General features: G+C 48.5%; 13 protein-coding genes. 6 read left to right on the top strand and 7 right to left on the bottom strand.

Going from position 1 to position 18,703, the window contains the following annotated elements:
- Positions 1-205, top strand: a 205-nt coding sequence (locus ACTG33_RS11075) for a hypothetical protein (protein WP_439135275.1), incomplete at its 5' end; no start/stop codon positions are given.
- 243 nt (positions 206-448) lie between these two features.
- Here ACTG33_RS11075 and ACTG33_RS11070 read toward each other — a convergent pair.
- From ACTG33_RS11070 to ACTG33_RS11040, 7 genes are all read right to left on the bottom strand, one after another.
- On the bottom strand, positions 449-1,489 hold the full coding sequence (locus tag ACTG33_RS11070) for a cyanophycinase (RefSeq protein WP_439135274.1): 1,041 nt from the start codon (positions 1,487-1,489) through the stop codon (positions 449-451).
- Between the two features lie 133 nt (positions 1,490-1,622).
- Complete coding sequence (locus ACTG33_RS11065; RefSeq protein WP_439135273.1) at positions 1,623-2,123, bottom strand: Lrp/AsnC family transcriptional regulator; 501 nt, start codon at positions 2,121-2,123, stop codon at positions 1,623-1,625.
- Positions 2,124-2,178: 55 nt separating this feature from the next.
- Complete coding sequence (locus tag ACTG33_RS11060) at positions 2,179-3,579, bottom strand: cyanophycinase (protein WP_439135272.1); 1,401 nt, start codon at positions 3,577-3,579, stop codon at positions 2,179-2,181.
- 32 nt (positions 3,580-3,611) lie between these two features.
- Complete coding sequence (gene iadA / locus ACTG33_RS11055) at positions 3,612-4,796, bottom strand: beta-aspartyl-peptidase (protein WP_439135271.1); 1,185 nt, start codon at positions 4,794-4,796, stop codon at positions 3,612-3,614.
- 7 nt (positions 4,797-4,803) lie between these two features.
- Positions 4,804-6,291: a putative basic amino acid antiporter YfcC gene (gene yfcC / locus ACTG33_RS11050; RefSeq protein ID WP_439135270.1), complete on the bottom strand. Its 1,488-nt coding sequence runs from the start codon at positions 6,289-6,291 to the stop codon at positions 4,804-4,806.
- A 117-nt stretch (positions 6,292-6,408) separates the two neighbouring features.
- Positions 6,409-9,432 (bottom strand): TonB-dependent receptor plug domain-containing protein, encoded by a 3,024-nt coding sequence (locus ACTG33_RS11045; RefSeq protein ID WP_439135269.1) that lies wholly within the window; start codon positions 9,430-9,432, stop codon positions 6,409-6,411.
- Between the two features lie 507 nt (positions 9,433-9,939).
- The gene (locus ACTG33_RS11040) at positions 9,940-11,310 is read right to left on the bottom strand and encodes an aminotransferase family protein (protein WP_439135268.1); all 1,371 of its coding nucleotides are present in this window, start codon (positions 11,308-11,310) and stop codon (positions 9,940-9,942) included.
- Between the two features lie 402 nt (positions 11,311-11,712).
- Between ACTG33_RS11040 and ACTG33_RS11035 the strand changes: the two genes are divergently transcribed.
- Genes ACTG33_RS11035 through ACTG33_RS11015 form a run of 5 tightly spaced genes read left to right on the top strand, consistent with a single transcriptional unit; the run spans position 11,713 to position 18,230 of the window.
- On the top strand, positions 11,713-12,924 hold the full coding sequence (locus tag ACTG33_RS11035) for a hydrolase (protein ID WP_439135267.1): 1,212 nt from the start codon (positions 11,713-11,715) through the stop codon (positions 12,922-12,924).
- A gap of 18 nt (positions 12,925-12,942) precedes the next feature.
- The gene (locus ACTG33_RS11030) at positions 12,943-13,950 is read left to right on the top strand and encodes an arginine N-succinyltransferase (protein ID WP_439135266.1); all 1,008 of its coding nucleotides are present in this window, start codon (positions 12,943-12,945) and stop codon (positions 13,948-13,950) included.
- 45 nt (positions 13,951-13,995) lie between these two features.
- Complete coding sequence (astD, locus tag ACTG33_RS11025) at positions 13,996-15,459, top strand: succinylglutamate-semialdehyde dehydrogenase (RefSeq protein ID WP_439135265.1); 1,464 nt, start codon at positions 13,996-13,998, stop codon at positions 15,457-15,459.
- A complete protein-coding gene (astB, locus tag ACTG33_RS11020) occupies positions 15,459-16,802 on the top strand; it encodes an N-succinylarginine dihydrolase (RefSeq protein ID WP_439135264.1) in 1,344 nt (447 codons plus the stop codon). Before astD ends, astB begins: the two co-directional genes overlap by 1 nt.
- 48 nt (positions 16,803-16,850) lie before the next feature.
- A complete protein-coding gene (locus ACTG33_RS11015) occupies positions 16,851-18,230 on the top strand; it encodes an aspartate ammonia-lyase (RefSeq protein ID WP_439135263.1) in 1,380 nt (459 codons plus the stop codon).
- Positions 18,231-18,703: the final 473 nt, after the last annotated feature.

Raw genomic sequence — 18,703 nt, 5'->3', positions numbered from 1 at the left:
CAATTACCACCTCGCCTTCTCAAAGCGTGCGCTGGAGGCCCGCCCGGAGCTGTTGGCCATGTGCGGTGATATTCAGGCGTTACGGGATAAAGGCGAGCTGCAGGCTATTGTCAGTCATGGTCGACAGATGATGTTGGAGCATTTGCGGCCGGTGATGCAAGACAGCTTTATTGAGCAGCGCCACCCTGAGACGCTGTTGGAATAGGATATTGAAATAGGTTGTTAAAATAGGGTCTTGAAACAGGGTGATGGAATAGGATGCTGAAATGGAGAGCAAAACAGTGAGCAGAGCAATTGAAATCTATAGTGCGATTGCGCGAACTTAGACTCTCGCGCATTTTAATCTGTTGTTACGGTGATGAATTGATACGTTGATGAATTGATACGTTGATGTATAGATGGAGGAAAGTTTTGGTGTCTTCGGTCGAGGCTTGGCCGAGTGATTGAGTCAGCAGCCCTTCTGACAATTGAAGCCCTTATTCCCCTTCGTTGTGAACCAATACTGCCACTCACCGCCAGAGAATTGTTGCCAATTTTTTAGATCCACGTGCCCGTAACCGACGGGGCTTCCTTGAATGCGATAAACCTTAACCGCCTGTTCTTTTCGGTCCCAAATAAGAGGCTTATTGGCCTGTACTTGTTCAGGTAATGCTTGCTGAGTTTGTAAAAAGTAGGCGTTGTTGCCATAAACTTTGCCTTGCCCGTGTTTGTTTACCGTTAAAAAGGTGGCCTCTTCCAGCCCAATGGCAAAGCGTGGCTGAGTCAGGCCAAGGTCGCCAACACTGCGAGCCAGAAAACCGAACAGTCGTGAATAACGTTGCTCGCCTCTCAGGCGCCGGTTTAAGTGTGTTTCTGCGTAAGTGTTGTTAAGCCAGGGGTGGTGTAAAAGATCGCCGTGAAAAAAATCCTGGCTGGCAGGATGATAAGGGTTATTGAGTAGTTGTGAACCCAATACCGCCCGTTTTCGAGAGGGTGCGTAATAACTGCCCCCTAAAATAGCCATGCCTGCGCTGGAACCACCAATCGGTTTGGTTAGCATGTGCTGATTTAAGGCATCAGCCAGCGGTGTGTTTTTCCAAAAATCTTCATAGCGATTCTGATCGCCGCCAGCGATATAAATAACCTCGGCATGCCGAATGGTATTTAGCAGCGCTTCGAAGTTGCTATCTTCAAGGCTGTCTATAGAAAGTTCGGCGGCTGATCTGATCTGATCTGCAAAGTTTTTGCATATCCAGTCGGCCTGTCGGCCAATACCACCACTTCTTAAAACCAGGTAATCACCCTGGTCAGCTTTTGACAGAAACCATTGAGTGACGGCTTTTTCCGCGACGCTACCGGCATCGGCACCACCACTCAACAGCAGAGCTGGGTGTGTGTCTTGAGGCTCGGTGCTGACGTCACCGCAGGCGAGATGATATTCATAGGCTTGCGTGTTTACGCCCACCGTGAGCAACATAATAAGCTTGCTAAGGAAATTAAGGTGCTTCATAAAAATAATACCGTGGTGACACAGTGTTGCTTGTTCACAGGATTTATCACTCTCAGACTGTTAATAAAAATACCGCCCTGTCAGAGACGAACACAGGACGGCAAAAGTTCACAGATAAAGCTGGGTCAAACCATTAAAATTTATTTTGTGTTAACAGTTCGTTAATCGGATAGCCGGAAAAAGTTTTACTGTGTTTCATGATGACGTGAGTAACAATGTTGGATATTTCTGGACAGTCCTGAATAAGATGATTGGTCAATGCCATGTAGCGAGTCATATGGGTGCAGGCAAAGCGCACAATGAAATCACAGCCCCCGCTGACCGTGAAAGCTTCCAACGCTTCTGGTATGGCCTGGACTCGTTTTTCCAGAAAACGAAACGCATCAGGCGCGTGGGTGGCGAGCGAGATCGTTGCGATACATTGTACCGGTGCACATAGACGTTCGATGTTTACTCGACCCATAAAACCTTCCAGCCATTGAGCGTCAATTAATCGCTGTAACCGCTGATGACAGGCACTAGGAGAGAGATTGACGTGATCCGCTAACTCTTTGTTGGTCATTCGGCCTTGACCTTGTAAGGTCTGAAGTATTTTCAGATCCAAACGATCCAGTGACTGACAAGCAGTACTCATAGGTTCACCTGACTTAGGTAATCGATTAAGAATATTTTGTGCAGTAGATTATTTTTTATTGCACCAGAGTGTCGGTAGGAGTGATTTGAACTTGCACCGGCTCAATTTCGAACATGACGTTTTCGATGGTGTATTTATCCATTGATCCATCGTTGGCACTCCAGAAACCACGGCTGTTTTTTGTTTGTTTGAAGCGGTACATAAACCCTTCTCCAGTCTCGATGAAGTTATAACGTTTGATTTCAGTGCTGTTGGCGTTGTCTAGCAGCTGATAGCTCAACAATTGCTCCAGCCGGCCATTGGCCAGTGCCAGTCCGGCACCCTGATGAGGTGCTTCGGCAGCGTACTCGTGCCCTACGGTGGGGGAACCGTTGGTATGCAATAGACTAAGCTCGATCAAGTTATAGCGATCACCAGGGGTCAGTAAGGATAGGTTTAAATTGGTCGCGCTAAAGGGTTGCTCTGAAAATTGAGCCTGACTGGCGTCCAGAATGGACACTGCACCAGAGCCCAGTACCGTGACTTCATCGGTAGCCAAATCAACCAGCAGACCGGTGTTTTCGTCGATGCCCACACCGAGATCGGTGTTGCTAATCGCCAGCGTTCGGGCCAGCCGTCCGAGACGTGCTTTTCGGTCAAAGTGTTGATCAACAATACCGTAGGGGAAAAAGCCCAGACCGTGGTGCACATATAACTGCCCTTGCTCTTGGCTTTCGGTGCCTTCGTATTGCTTGACGGTGGGCAGAGTGAGCGCACTGAAGCTATCCCCGGCCGCAATCATAATATCACTCATGATGGCCGCACCGGCGCTGGTTCCCCCGACAATTGCTCCTTTATTTAATTGCTCGCGCAGGGTTTTTAAAACAGGTGTTGGTTGATTGTCACGCGGCATAAGGGCAGTGACAATACGCATTTGATCACCGCCGACAAACCAGAAGCCCCCGACACTTTTGAGTGTGTTGGCCAGCGATTGATCGCTGGCGTTTTTTATCCAAAGGCTTTCATCTGTTTCGGTCTCGGTATCGTCTTTCACCGCCAAAGGCAGAATGTGAATGCGATCTTCTGTCGCGCCGTATCGAACTAATAAATTTTTAAAATTCTCCGCACTTCTGGCAGGGCTGGAAGAAGCTAAAGGCACAATGGCAATATCAGGAAAGTGTTCCGGAATTGCCTGCAAGAAGTGTTGATAAATGTCAGCAGTTTCCCCTGATAGCGCGCCGCCGACGATCAGCAGCTTACCTTTTTCGGTCTGGGGATGCGTTTTGGTCGTTACAATACTGTGAGGTACTTTCAGATTGGTCGCTTCCAGATCGGACGCTTCCAGATTGGATGCTCCCAGATAGGTAGCTTCTAGGTCGGACGTTTCTGAACAGGCTGATACAGCACAGAGTAGACCGATAGCCGAGATCAATATCGATAGAGGTTTCTGCGATTTAAAAAGAGTGCGCTTTTTCATTTATTCATCATATTTTCAAGTGGGCTGTGTGTTTATCGACGGGTGTAATGGAAAGCTGTTTTTGCAACTATTTTTTCTGAGCGCATTAACCATTTTCCCCGGCACATAACACTGTCGATGGTAAAACTACTGGGCTCAAGCAAGTTCAGGTCAGCGTCTTTACCAACGGCGATACCGCCTTTATGTGATAGACCCAGTACCCTGGCAGGGTTGCGTGTGGCCGCGGCCAACGCATTGGGAATAGAAACGTTATGATCAACTACGGCTCGCACCCACTCGTCATGTATCGAGGCAATTGAGCCAATGTCCAGGCCATCCAAATTGCCATGCTCATCAAAGTGTGGCAGAGAGCCTTGGGCATCAGAGGATATTGTCAGGCTGTGATCGGGCGCGCCTTTTTCAAGCGCTAGCGCCAGAGCGTGGGATGCACGCAGTTCGCCCATCTTGAGAATGTGCTCGGTGGTCGAGGCAGTAAAATCAATGGTACCTCCACCTTTGGTGAACTCGATACCATGATCCAGAAGGCTAGTGCTGCGATTGATATGGGTGGGATAAAACTGCGACAGCTTGACATCAAAATCACGTTGCACCTGGAACAAAAGGTCCAATGCACGAGAACTGTCGCCGACATGAATCATGACGATACCCGACTTGCCTGACAGCAAGCCGCCGACACGGGCATCCGCGGCAATACGAGCCAGTTCGTTCGCTGTTGGTTGTGAACTGCGGTGATCAGCAATAGCGAGTTCGCCGACACCAATGACCGGATCGATAAACATGATGTCATTGCGCAAGTTTCCGGTCAGCGTTTTGATGGGCAGTTCGTAAGAGCCGGTGTACATATAGCAAGACAGACCATCGTTGGTCAGCGCTTTAGCCTTGCCAAACAAATCCCCTAAGCTGCGGGTGCTGGCATCGGTGCCGAGCGCTCCGACCAGAGTGGTAACGCCGCCACGAACAGCGTCGAAAAAATCCAGTTCTGGTGTGCGGGTGTTGAATCCACCCTCACCGCCACCGCCAGTGGTGTGAACCAGGCTGTCTACATAGCCGGGTACCAGGTAGCGCCCTTGCGCATCAACAACCTCAAGTGATAGTTGGCTGCCCTGTATGTCTATCTTGTTATCTATCTGAACGATACGGCCACCGGCAATCAATACATCGCAGACGCCTAAAATGCGAGGTGCGAATACTGTGGCTTGTTTGATTAATGTGAGCATTGAATACCTAACTTAAATGAGTAAGCACGGCCAGACTCATGGTGGCCATTGCAAAAATAAAGAGAGCGAGAGCGGGCTTGGCGATAAATTTCAACCAGATACCCCACTCTACTCGAGCTGCTCCGAGACAGCCCATCAAAGCCGCAGAGGTGGGAACCAATATGTTGGTGAGGCCGTCCCCTAGTTGAAAAGCGAGCACGGCCACCTGACGACTGACACCAATCAAATCCGAGAGCGGCGCCATAATGGGCATGGTCAAAGCCGCTTGGCCTGAGCCAGAAGTGACAAAAAAGTTGAACACGGATTGAAACAAAAACATTGCGCAAGCCGCGAACATTTCTGGTAAACCGGAAAGCGTATTGGCAGCGTAATGCAGGAGGGTATTAAGAACGCTGGATTGTTCAGGACCATCACCACCTAGCACCAGTACAATACCTTTGGCAAAGGCAACGACCAATGCTGCTGGCAGCAGTTGCGCTGCGCCTTGGCGAAATGCCTCGACACTGAGATTGGCGTTCATGGCGTTAAGGCGAAACAGACAGCCGATAATGGCGGCCACAACACCCATGCTGAAGAACTGTGTGGCGATTTCTGGCAGGTAATATCCTTGTTGAGTCACGCCCCATATCATCCAGCCTATGGTGCCGATCAGGGTCAGCAATATCAGATAATCTCCGGTATTTAGCGCTACGGCGTCAGAGTTGTCTTTATCCTCATCGGAAAACAACGGAGCAGAGAGATAAACCAGAGAAGACTCGGGTGTGCGTTTTATTTTTTGTGCGTAATGCAACGTAAAAAGCAATCCAGCCAGCGTGAAAATACACCACATGGCCATACGGAATCCCATGCCAGACATCAAGGGTAACTGGGCAATACCCTGAGCGATACTGACGGAAAATGGGTTCATCCAAGAGCAGGCAAAGCCAATTTGCGTTGCGACATAGGTGACCAGTAATGCCGTTAGGCTGTCGTATCCCAGCGCTCGAAAGATAGGCACCACAATCAGGACGAAAGGAATGACCTCTTCACCCATGCCGAATACAGCTCCCCCGAGTGAAAAGACAATGAACAGAACCGGTACGGCTAAAATTTCAAGAGACTGACTTTTCTGGATCAGCCGCATTAACCCTCGATCGATCGATCCGGTTGCTAAAAGGACTCCAAAGGCGCCGCCAGTGATCAGAATAAAGGCGAATACCCCGATAGACGCTCCCCATTTGGTTCCGGCTACCAGGCCCTCAAAGGGCAGATTCAGCAGCCCCATATTGCCGCCTTGGGCAAATAGAGGTAATCCTGCTGGTCCTTCCGGGGAGAGTGTGAAACTGTCTGGATCCAGTACGGTACGCACTTCCCCGCCGGGTTGTATTTGCTCTACCACCGAGAATGCACCCGGCGTAATCAGATACGTTAAGGCAAACGCCAACAGAGCCACAGCTGCCAGAATCAGGTAAGTATCGGGCATCCGTTGAGGGGTAAGAGTGGGAGGTTGGGACATAGCAGTGCACCACCGGGTGAGAATTGTGTTGGAAGCAGCCGCTGTGATTTAACACAGCGACCGACCCTAATTAAGTGCCGCCCATTCGTAATACAGCCTGAGCCTGGGCGGCGGATCTTAGAACACGTGGGTGTAGCCAGCCGAAATAAAGCGACCGTTGACGTTATGATTATAGAAGTCTACACCGTCATAAGTGCTATAAGTGGTTGGTGCCTCACGGTCAAACAGGTTGTCTACGTTGATAGAGAAATAACTGCCTCCCTCAAACTCGTAGCCGATATTCAAATCCCAGACAGTCCATGAGGAAACTGGACTGAGATTGTTGACATCTTTACCGATCTCCGCCAATTCAGTTTCGGTTGGGCCACCAAAGCGATCGTCGGCACCATCTTCGTTGTAGCTGTGAACATAGTTAGCAAACAAGCCTGCGCGCCATCCACCCTTAGACCAACGAATACCGCCATTGGCTTTCCAGCGTGCATAGGAAAACTCGCCTGCCAGTTGGTCAACATCACAGGTTTCACACACGAGCTCTTCATATTCGGTCAGGTAAGACGCATCGAACAGCAGAGTGAAAGTTCCGTAGTTATCGGTATCAATGTACTGGGTGTAGGTCAGGTCTACCCCTTCAACATTTTGAAAACCGGTGTTGTAGAGTTGGAAATGTGAATCGATGATCTCGCCGGTGCTGTCGTCAATCAATACGCCCGCGGTGCCTGAATCCAAGTCCGAGAGGTTGCTGCCCAGTGTGTAGTCACCTTGACGAATGGCGTTTTCGATCCAGCTTTGTTCCACGTCACTGGTGAAGCTGGAAACCAAATCATCATACTCAATGCGCCACCAATCGGCGGTTACAGAGATATCTTCATTAAATTTATACAGCAGGCCAAAACCGAAGGTCTCGGCTTCTTCCGCTTTTAGTTGATTAGAACCCAGTTCTTCGGTGTTGAGTGTTTCGGATTGACCATCGATGTCATCAACGGCGGTACCGAGGCCATCACAGAAGTTGGCGTTGGTGGCACCTGCAACCGGGTTCATCAGGTCGCTGGAGAGTGAATCACAGACGAAAGTCGCACTGGTCAAACGTGTACCCTGCCCGGCTTGAGACAATGATGGAGCGCGAAATGAGGTAGACCAGTTAGCGCGCAGAATCAGAGAGTCGGAGGGTTGATAGCGCAGCCGCACCATCGGGTTGAAGTCGCTGCCGAAATCATCATATTCGTCGTAACGACCGGCGAATGTCAGCTCCAGGTTTTCAGCAAGTGGAGTCATCACCTCAAAGAAAGCCGAGAAGGACTGGCGATCATAATCAGCACTGGTACCGGCGAAATTCCATACCGGATCGTTGGTTTGATCGTTGGCTACGGTAATCCCTGCGGGGGTGTCTTCAATATCTTCTTTGCGATACTCAAGACCGAAAGCGGCTGCTGCGAAGCCGGCCGGCATTTCAAACAGCTCGGGGTTGGAAACAGTGAGATCCCAGCTCAGCATATTCGATTCACCGCTGCGCTTGGCCTCGGTTTTGAAGATGTCATTGCCTGCGGTTTGTTGACCGTTAAACGGGTCGTACCACAGCGTGTCCCCATTACCGCTGTTTTCACAGGTCACTGAGGTGTCGATATACTGACCGCCGGGAGAAAGTGGCGGCTCGTTATCTAACTCAATGGTATCACCGTCACCGATGTCGACGATTCGCCCGCCGCTGCCCTGTAAAATTGTCCCGTCAGAGCACAGGGTACCCAACAGACCGTTTTGGATCATTTCACGTACGTAATACCCCTGAGATGCACGCTGTTTATTTTCATTGTGACCGTAAGTGAGCGCGGTTTCCCAGCTCCAGCCCTGGGCTTCGCCTTTCAGCCCAGTGACCAGTCGATAGGTTTCTGATTCCACTTCAAATTCACGCGCATCCGGAAAACGGCCGTTGATACGCATAAAGCCATCGCCATAATTATCCATTTCAAAGATAGCGTCATCAATTCCGCCTGGTGTGCCCAGGCCATTGATAAGATCGTCGGTAAAGCCAGCATAGTTGTCGGCATCCAGATCCCCACGGTTGGAATCCAGCACCGATGCAATCAGATCGGTATCGTTTTGTAAGCCGGGGTTATCCGTGGCGACATTCAAGCGCCAGGTGGATGGCGTGGAGCGACCAGTGGATTCGGTCGTGGAATACATCAGTTCGTTAAACCAAGTGAAGTTCTCAAAGTCTGCATTGAACGACACCATGGAACTGAGTGATTCAAAGTCATCAAATACGTTGAGATAGGCGTTTGGAAGATCGCGACATTCGGGGCCGAACGAGGTGCCATTGACCATCGGGCAATCTTCATCGGTGCCTTGATTGCCATAGTTACCCACAAACCAGGCGTCCACAAACGGTGAGCGCGAAGAGCCCCAAGGATCGGCATCTATCAGACGCTGGCGATCGTTATACGCCATGGCGTTGCGCTCATAGTAGTCAATAATGACGGTAGTATTAGTGTTTTCGGTATTTTTGCCCCAGAGAAAGTTGACATTGTATTCACCTTCGTCAGAGGAAGCGCTGGAGTTGCCGTAGTCAACCGTCAGCTCGGTACCTTCGTAATCTTCACGCATGATGTAGTTGATCACACCAGCAACAGCATCGGCGCCGTAAGTCGCTGATGCACCGGACGGCAAAATTTCAACTCGCTCAATGGCAGCCAGAGGGATGGAGTTAACATCAACAAAGGATTCGCTGCCTTTGGCGAATGAGCTGACAGCCGCGCGGCGACCATTAATCAGGGTGAGCGTGGACGAGGTACCCAAACCACGCAGGGAAACAGCGGATGCACCGACGGGAGTGTCACCGGATTGCGTGCCAGCATTGGACGTGCTGAAAGTGCCGGTGCCACCGCCAGTAACAGATAGATTGCTCAACAAATCGACGACGGATTTTGCACCGGACGCCTTGATGTCATCTCGATTAATCTGTACGGCAGGCAGTGCACCCTCTAAATCCAGACCTTTAATGTGGGTGCCTGTTACGACAACCTCTTCCAGCGCTTCCGCTTCTGATTTTGCCGATTGTGCCAGAGCGGATGTGCTGATAATCAGTCCACTGAGCGCTGCGCTGATGGCAATCGCCAGCGGATGTTTTTTACGGTTCATCACGTTCATTTGTAGTCTCCTCTACCCATTTTTTAATTTTATGTCTGGTTTACACCAGGAGGAATAAGGCGGTGTGATATGCAGCGATCACAACGCGCACTTACTTTTTTAAAGCCGGGTGGAGCAGAGATAGTAACTGTCGATAAAGCAGACTTTTTTAGCAGAGCTATGCTAGAAAAACTACGCTAGAAAAAGACACAACTAGCCTGTATACGACAGGGACTTCAGTACTGGTAAAAGTGAGTATGCGGAAGGGTAGAATGGCAAGCGCACGATCACCAACCCGGCTGGAACCGGATTAGTATTTTATTCGTCGAACCACTCGCTCAACTGGTAATCGGTCGAGCACTGTTGGGGAAAATGCTTGCACATAGAATCGGTGATTGGAACACATTCGTAAAGAAGTTGCGATTTATGTTGCGAGGCTTCGGTGAAAAAGTCAACAGTATTTTTGTTATTGCTTTTAATAAATGAGTTTGTTTTAAGCATATGGCACCTCCTCGCATTTTTGACTTGTCAGTCACCCAGTACGAAATTGATGGCATTGACCAGTGTGTCGACAAGTTGGTCGATTTCCGTTGTAGAAATGGTCAGTGGCGGTGAAATTGCCAGAGTGCCGACGCTGGGTAGTGGTCGTACAATCACGCCATTTTTACGAGCATGCTGGCAGATTTTAGCTGGCCACTTTTGTGCTGGATCAGGTAATTTACACTCATTTTTATCCTCAACAAGTTGTATACCTGCAAGCAAACCTCGGCCGCGAATCTCTCCAACCTTGGAGTGTTCGCTCAGTCGTTCTGCCAAGCGACGGTGCAGATAGGCACCATTTTCGCGCGCTCGCTCTACTAAGCTTTCATTCTCTATAAGCATGAGATTGGCCAGAGCGACAGCACATCCGATCGGGTGACCGCTATAGGTGTAACCGTGGGAGAACGCACCTAGCTTGGCCGACCCTTCTTTAAGCACTTCCCATATAGTGTCGCTCATCATGGCGGCTGACATGGGGAAATAACCGCTGGTCAGTCCTTTAGCGGTACTGATCATGTCTGCTTCCATATCCAAAAGTGTTGAGCCGAACCAGCTTCCAAGACGACCATAACCGCACACTACTTCATCGGCTACCAGTAGAATGTCATTGTCGCTAAGCAGCTTTTTCAGTTTTGGATAATAACCGGCAGGTGGTTCGATAATTCCACCGGCAGCGTGTATTGGTTCGGCAAAAAATGCCGCAATCGTATGCGCGCCTTCGGTTTCAATTAAGTTTTTGACTTCAGCAATCAGGCGATCACAAAATTCCACTTCGCTTTCCCCGTCCTGGGCGCGAGTGTAGTAATGCGGGCATTCGACACGCAATACAAAATCCAGTGGCAGAGGGAAATCCTTATGAAAGCCGCCCAGGCCAGTGAGGCTGGCGGTGCTAATAGAGGTGCCGTGATAGGCCTGTTGGCGAGCGATAACTTTGATTTTTTCACTGTTACCGCGCAAGGTGTGGTAGTGCCAGGCGATTTTAATCAGGCTGTCGTTAGCATCACTGCCGCCGCTGCCAAAAAATACTTTTCCCATATTGTCCGGCGCCACCTGCAGGATTTTTTCTGCCAGCTGTACTTGCCAGGGATTCGAGGCGTTAGAAAAGCTGTGGTAATAGCCTAGCTGCTCGGCGGCTTCTTTCATCACTTGAGCCAGTTCAGTGCGGCCGTATCCGGCGTTCACACACCACAATCCGGCCACCCCATCCAGCAATTGATTCTCGTCAGCGTCAGTTACATAACAGCCGTTGGCAGAAACGATCATATCGGGGCCGTTATCCAGTAAGGCAGTAATGGATGAGGCCGGATGCAAAATCACTTCTGCATCCCGCTTGGCGAGGGCATTGGCTTCATTGTTCATAATAAAGACTACTTTTTAAAGTTAAGGTTTCAGAGTTAAAGGCTGACAAGGCGCTGTCAGTTATTACCTGAGTTTTCAGCAGGTAGGTCTCTCAGTTCATTGTAGAGTTTCTGCGCAAAATGAAATCCGGAAGTTATCAGTTGAAACCGGAGAAAATCCGCCATTCACCGAGAGTCACCTTTTGCGTACCGGTGCTCATGTATGACCTCCATGAGAACCGAATTAAATTCGGAAATTACCCGAACATTCCATATCACCTTCGGATCCTCAGCATGCAAACTGGCAAACCTGAAAGCCGGATTCAAAGTCTCTGATGTAGACATCAGATGCGCTACTTGCCGGCATATTGATTTTCTAGCGAAGTGCTACAAGAAACGCTCTTAAGAACACGGTAATCATGGTATGGAATCAGAAAAGCACACCTTAATGCAGGACATTGCGGCGAGTCAGAGGCGAATGATCGAGACTACCATCGCTCTGTGTAACATCAATTCAGGAAGTTATAACGAAGAAGGTCTGAATCGCGTTCAAAAAGAACTGCACAGAATATTCTCTCCACTCTCTGACCATTGCGAGCTAAAACCCCTGCCCCCTGTTAAAAAAATCAATAATGCAGGTGAAATTGAGTATTTTAAAACACCGCCGATGCAAGTCTTTCAGGCTCGGCCGAAAGCAAATTTACAGATTCTGTTTACTGGCCATAGCGACACGGTTTTTCCAAAAGACAGTAATTTTCAAACTTGCTGGGTAGAAGAAAACTATCTTCGAGGGCCCGGTACAGCAGATATGAAAGGTGGATTGGTAATACTGTCTGAATGTCTGCGGGCGTTGAATAATTCGCCATGGCGCGATGAATTTGGTTTTACTGTAGCCATTTCGCCCGATGAAGAAATAGGCTCCCCGAGCTCTGCTGAGCAATTGATGGCGTTGGCTCAGACAGCCGACTACGGCATGACTTATGAACCGGCATTGGCTGATGGCACTCTTGCCGGGGCTCGCAAAGGCAGTGGTAATTTTACTCTTACGGCACGCGGACTCAGTACTCATGCTGGACGTGATTTTTTCTCAGGCCGCAATGCACTGGTTGCCATTGCTAGTGCAGCTCAGCAGATGGCTTCACTCAGTGATAACAATACTGGAGTGACCGTAAACGTCGGTGAAATTACGGGAGGTGGCCCAGTCAATGTGGTACCTGATAATGCCGTTTGTCGTTTCAATGTGCGAGTGCATAAACCTCAACAACAGCAGCAAATACTAAAGAGCATTGAAAGCATCATTCAGAGCGTTGAGAAGGCCAGTGGTTGTCAGTTAGAACTTCACGGCCACTTTAACCGGCCACCAAAAATAATGACTGAACCGCAAAAAAGCATGTTCGAGTTACTCCGGAAGTGTGGTGAAAAATTGGGTTTGTCTATTCAGTGGAAGGACACCGGAGGCTGTTGTGAAGGTAACAACCTGGCTGCTGCTGGATTGCTCAATATTGATACCTTGGGCGTGCGTGGTGGGTATATTCACAGCGCCAATGAGTTCGCTTTTATCGACAGCTTTGTCGAGCGTGCTCAATTATCTGCATTATTTATTACTCAATTAATCGCTATTAAATCCAGCAGCTAGATTTTAGGACGTCAACCCATGTTAGTGATTCGACCTGTCGCCGCCAGCGACCATAATGATTTGATGGAATTAGCGCGTAAAGCGGGTAAAGGGATGACCTCCCTGCCAGCCAACGGCAATGCGTTAGAAGAAAAAATTACGATTTCAGAAGCCAGTTTCTCTCGTCATCAGTATCACCCGGATGATTACTTTTTATTGGTAATGGAAGATTTAGAGACTAATAAAGTTGTTGGTACAGCTGGTGTTTACTCCCAAACAGGTGCTCGCCAAGCGTTTTATGCCTATCGATTAATGTCGGTGACGCATTACTCTCACACCCTTGATAAACAAACTCGCAGTGAAATGTTGCATCTCACCAATGATTATACCGACTGCTCAGAAGTGGGAACCTTGTTTTTAGATCCGCAATACCGCGGCAATGGTCATTGGTTGGCCAAGGCTCGCTATCTATTGATGGGACAGTTTCATCAGAGATTCCAAAGTCATGTGATAGCCGAATTGCGTGGCTGGGTGGATGAAAACGGCGAAAGTCCTTTTTGGAATTCCATTGGCAAGCAATTTTTCGGTATGGACTTTGATACAGCCGATCAGCTGTGTGGAGTGGGTTCAAATCAATTTATTACTGATCTAATGCCTAAGCACCCAATATACACCTGTTTATTGCCAAAAGCGGCACAGGAAGTTCTTGGAAAACCTAATCGTGATGGTTTGCGAGCTATGGAGCTTTTGCAAGAAGAAGGCTTTAGTTATGACAATGTGGTGGATATTTTTGATGGCGGACCATTGATGAAAGCCAAAATCAGTCAGCTTAAAAGTGTGCGACGCATTGATCAGGGGATTGCCTTAATGACAGAAGACCGCTTGCTTTCCGAGCCAACATTAGTGGCTACCAGCCAGCTACAAAGCTTTCGAGTGATCAATAGTCGTTTAGCGCGAAACGGTAATGGTGAAATTAAATTATCTCGGGATGATCTTTCCGCCCTGAACGTAAGTAGTGGTGCTTTGTTGCGATTCATTCAACGTTAACCGAACGCTCGTGACTATCACAATGACAGAAAATAGAGAATCAATATGACCGTAACAGATATAAGCAGCCTGTTTATCCAAAGTGAATGGCAGGTGGGTAAAGGGAAGCTATTCGAATCGTTGAATCCGATTAATAATCAGGTGATCTGGAGAAAGGCTGGTGCCAGTGCCGATCAGGTGAATGCAGCTGTGAATGCAGCGCAAAGGTCTCAACAGTCGTGGGCTATGGTATCGCTTGAAGAGCGAATGACGATTGTTCAGTGTTTTGCTCAATTACTGCAGGAAAACCGTGCAGATTTAGCTCTGGCCATTTCCTTGGAAACGGGCAAGCCCGATTGGGAGGCGTTGGCGGAAGTAGACGCTATGTCGAAGAAAATTGACATCAGCTGTCGCGCACTGCAACAGCGTGCAGGATCTCAAACAAAAAACAATTTGCAACTGGAGCATAGACCACACGGGGTGATGGCGGTCTTTGGTCCTTACAATTTCCCTGGACATTTACCCAACGGACACATTGTACCGGCGTTGCTGGCCGGTAACTGCGTGGTATTTAAGCCCAGTGAGAAAACACCTTTGGTGGCGGAAAAAACTGTCAAGCTGTGGCAAGAAGCTGGCCTTCCCAGTGGTGTTCTGAATTTATTGCAGGGTGGCAAGGAAGTAGGTGCTCTGTTAAGTGAGTCTACTATTGATGGGTTGTTATTCACCGGATCGTCTACGGTGGGACGGTTATTGCATCGCCAAATGTCCGACCGGCCAGAGGTTTTGCTGGCACTGGAAATGGGAGGGAATAATGCTTTGATCGTTGATAAAAATATCAACTTGGACGCGGCTATCAATATTATTTTACACAGTGCCTATCTCAGTGCAGGCCAACGCTGTACCTGTGCCCGTCGTTTGATTGTGGTAGAAAGTGAGCAGACAGACGAGATCTTGTGCCAACTAAAACAGACTATTGAGCAAGTAATAGTGGGTGCACATAACGATACTCCCGAACCATTTATGGGTCCGGTTATCGATTGGGAAACTGCGAAACGTTTGTTGGATGAACAAAAGCGTTTGCAGCTTGCCGGTGCTGAAGTAATTGCGTCACTTCAATCAGAAGCAACCGAGAGTAACTTATTGCGCCCAGCATTATTGGATGTTACTCAGCTTAAAGATCGCGGTGATGATGAGTGGTTCGGTCCTCTGTTGCAGTTGATTCGCGTCAAGAATTTTGATGAAGCCATGAGAGAGGCAAACAACACACGCTTCGGCTTGGCGGCAGGTTTGATCAGTGACAACGTTGAACATCAACGTATTTTCTGCGCAGGTATCCGTGCCGGAGTGGTCAGCATTAACTCCCCTACAGCCGGTGCATCAAGCGAGATGCCTTTTGGTGGCGTGGGTGCCAGTGGTAATCATCGCCCCAGTGCCTATTACGCTGCGGACTATTGCGCCTGGCCCCAAGCTCAGACGCACGGTCTTGCGACTAGTCTGCAATCCACATTATCTGTTCGAGGAATTCGCTAATGAGCACCAGTGAAGTTAATTTCGATGGGCTAATTGGCCCAAATCATAATTACAGTGGTCTGGCGTTTGGTAATCTCGCTTCGTCCAGAAATGCTAAAAATGTTTCCAGTCCTCGTCAGGCGGCGTTACAAGGATTGGAAAAAATGCGCACATTACACAGACTTGGTTACCGACAGGGCTTTTTGCCGCCGCAATTGCGTCCCGATATTAAGGTGCTGCGCCGCCTCGGTTTCTCCGGCAGTGATCGTAATATCATTGGTAAAGTGGCTCGCCAAGCACCGGCACTGATCCCTATGGTGTATTCAGCATCAAGCATGTGGGCAGCCAATGCGGCTACGGTAACACCGTCAGCTGACAGTAACGATGGCCGTGTGCACTTCACGCCGGCTAACCTTGTCACAACGGCGCACCGCGCCATTGAGCATGAACAAACGCAACGTTGTTTGCAAACTGTGTTCGCGGATAAAAAATATTTTTCTGTTCATTCTGCATTGCCACCGCAAGCGCGATTTGCTGACGAAGGTGCGGCTAATCATACGCGTTTAACCACTGATTACGGTCAGCGCGGTGTTGGTCTTTATGTCTATGGAAGAGATATGCATACCGATGCGACGAAATTGAAATTTCCTGCCCGCCAGACTCTTGAGGCCAGCGAGGCAATTGCTCGTCAACACGGCGTTCTTGATAGTGCCGTGTTTTTACAGCAGAGTTCGACAGCGATTAACGTCGGTGCGTTTCATAATGATGTCGTCGCTGTGGGTAATGGACCTGTACTTTTCTTTCATGAGCAAGCGTTTCAACCCGATTCTCAGAAACAGGCGTTTGCAGAGCTCTATAGAGCTATACCCTTCCAGCCTGTCTGTGTTCCAGCTGAAAAGGTCAGTTTATCGGATGCCATTACCAGTTATCTTTTTAACAGCCAGTTGCTAGTGGGCGATGATGGCAGTTTCGATTCTATGCGACTGATCGCACCGACCGAATGTCGCGATAACGACTCGGTCAATCGTTATCTTTCGGAGCTGGTGGATGATCCTTCACAGCCAATCCGAGAGGTGAAGTTTGTGGATGTGCGTCAAAGTATGAGTAATGGCGGTGGTCCTGCGTGTTTGCGCTTACGAGTCGCTTTGACTGACGAGGAATTGTCAGCGGTCCATCCTGAATTTCTTTTAGATGAACAAAAAATTGATCAATTACAGCAGTGGGTAAAGATTCACTACCGTGAAGAACTGGCGCCCTGCGATCTGAAAAGCCCGGATTTTCTTAACGAATGCTATACCGCTTTCGATGAGCTCTCTCAATTACTCAAACTGGGTAGCTATTATGAGTTTCAGCGAGAGTGCTGAAGGTTCTTCCTAAAAAATAATCACTTACTTCTATCAGGCCAACAATAAATGAAAACTCGGATTGAAACTGATTCCCTAGGCAGCAAAAAAATTCCAGCTGACCGTTATTATGGTATTCAAACTCAACGTGCGGTAGAAAATTTTTCCATTACGGATATACCTCTCAGTATCGATCCTGAAATGGTAATGGCATTGGCTATGGTCAAAAAGGCATGCGCTTTAACAAATCGCGAGCTGGGTGTGTTGGCTGATGATAAATGTCTGGCAATCGTTGGCGCTTGCGAGGAAATTATTGCCGGCCAATGGCATAACGAATTTGTAGTGGATGTGATTCAGGGTGGCGCTGGAACTTCGGCAAATATGAATGCCAATGAAGTGATTGCCAATCGAGCACTGGAAATCATGGGTCACAATAAAGGCGAATATCAATTTCTTCACCCTAATAACGATGTTAACTGCTCTCAGTCCACGAACGATGTGTATCCAACGGCTCTGCGTTTAGCCCTGTATCACAAGGCTCAGGATCTTCTTCTTGCGATTAATTTTCTCAAAGAAGGCTTTCAGGAAAAAGCTTTTGAGTTTAAAAACGTTAATAAAATTGGGCGCACTCAAATGCAGGATGCGGTACCGATGACTCTGGGGATGGAATTTGGCGCGTTCGCTACAGCTATTGGCGAAGACGTGATACAGCTTCAGCAGACCATTAATTTATTGCTCGACATTAATCTGGGAGCAACGGCCATTGGTACAGGGATTAATACTCCGAAGGGATATTGCAATAAGGCTATTGTGAATTTACAGATAGTTTCGGGAGCACCGGTACGTTTGGCTGAAAACTTAGTGGAGGCAACTTGGGATACCGGTGATTTTGTTCAGTTGTCTGGTGCACTCAAGCGTTATGCTACAAAAATTTCCAAAATATGTAACGACCTGCGCTTGTTGTCCTCTGGCCCTCTGTGCGGTTTGGGTGAAATTAACTTACCCAAAATGCAGCCAGGTTCATCGATTATGCCGGGCAAGGTTAACCCTGTTATCCCTGAAGTAGTGAATCAGATCGCTTATGATGTAATTGGGAAGGATGTTACTGTATCGATTGCGTCAGAAGGTGGACAATTACAGTTAAATGCTTTCGAGCCGGTGATTGCTAACTGTCTGTTCTTGTCGCTGGCTATGCTAACTCGTGGCAGTCGTATTCTAAAAACAAAATGCATCAGTGGCATTACCGCTAATGTAGATAAGTGTGAAAGTTTTCTCAATAGCTCTGTTGGTGTAGTCACTGCGTTGAATCCTATACTCGGTTACGAGATAACCTCAGCACTTGCTCAGCAGGCAGTGTTGGAAGGCAAGTCAATCAAAACGCTATTGGTGGAAAAAGCGCTGCTGCCCGTAGAAGATATCGATCGGTTATTCCAGACAGCCATGGGCTGAGGTTAACTTTAGGCGACGAGTGAGTTTGGTTTGGGTATATTCTTCTTGAGTTGCTCTTTCCAAGGGTTTCCCTGCTCGTTGCCTAGAGCTTTTACAGTTATAAACCGAATGATAATTCGGCTTGTAACTCTCTCAAGATTTCGCTAACCTTGCGCCATTGATTTCATTTTCTTTGAGCTGAACCGCTATGGTCTCTTACATTGCCTGGTCACATTGGGCGAGTACGTCTGCTGCCTGGCAGGACTTCTTCCGTGGGGAAGGTGTCCGTGGCGAGGATGACGACCCCCAGGGCCCCCGATAACTGCCCAGAGCAGCCTATTCTTCTCAGGTTTACCTTTTCCGTGTTTGCCTGAGCCGCTTTATCTATAACTCGCACTCTTATATGACGCAGTACTGATCTGCGCAGTGGTCTTGTGTACCTGAAATTTCACCGTACATCCGCGAGTTAGCAAACTATTGAGGTCAGATATGTT

Source organism: Pseudomaricurvus sp., assembly GCF_965662505.1.
Classification (GTDB): Bacteria; Pseudomonadota; Gammaproteobacteria; order Pseudomonadales; family Cellvibrionaceae; genus Pseudomaricurvus.
The sequence above is the reverse complement of the archived record's forward strand: the minus strand, read 5'-3'. Positions and strand labels throughout refer to the sequence as shown.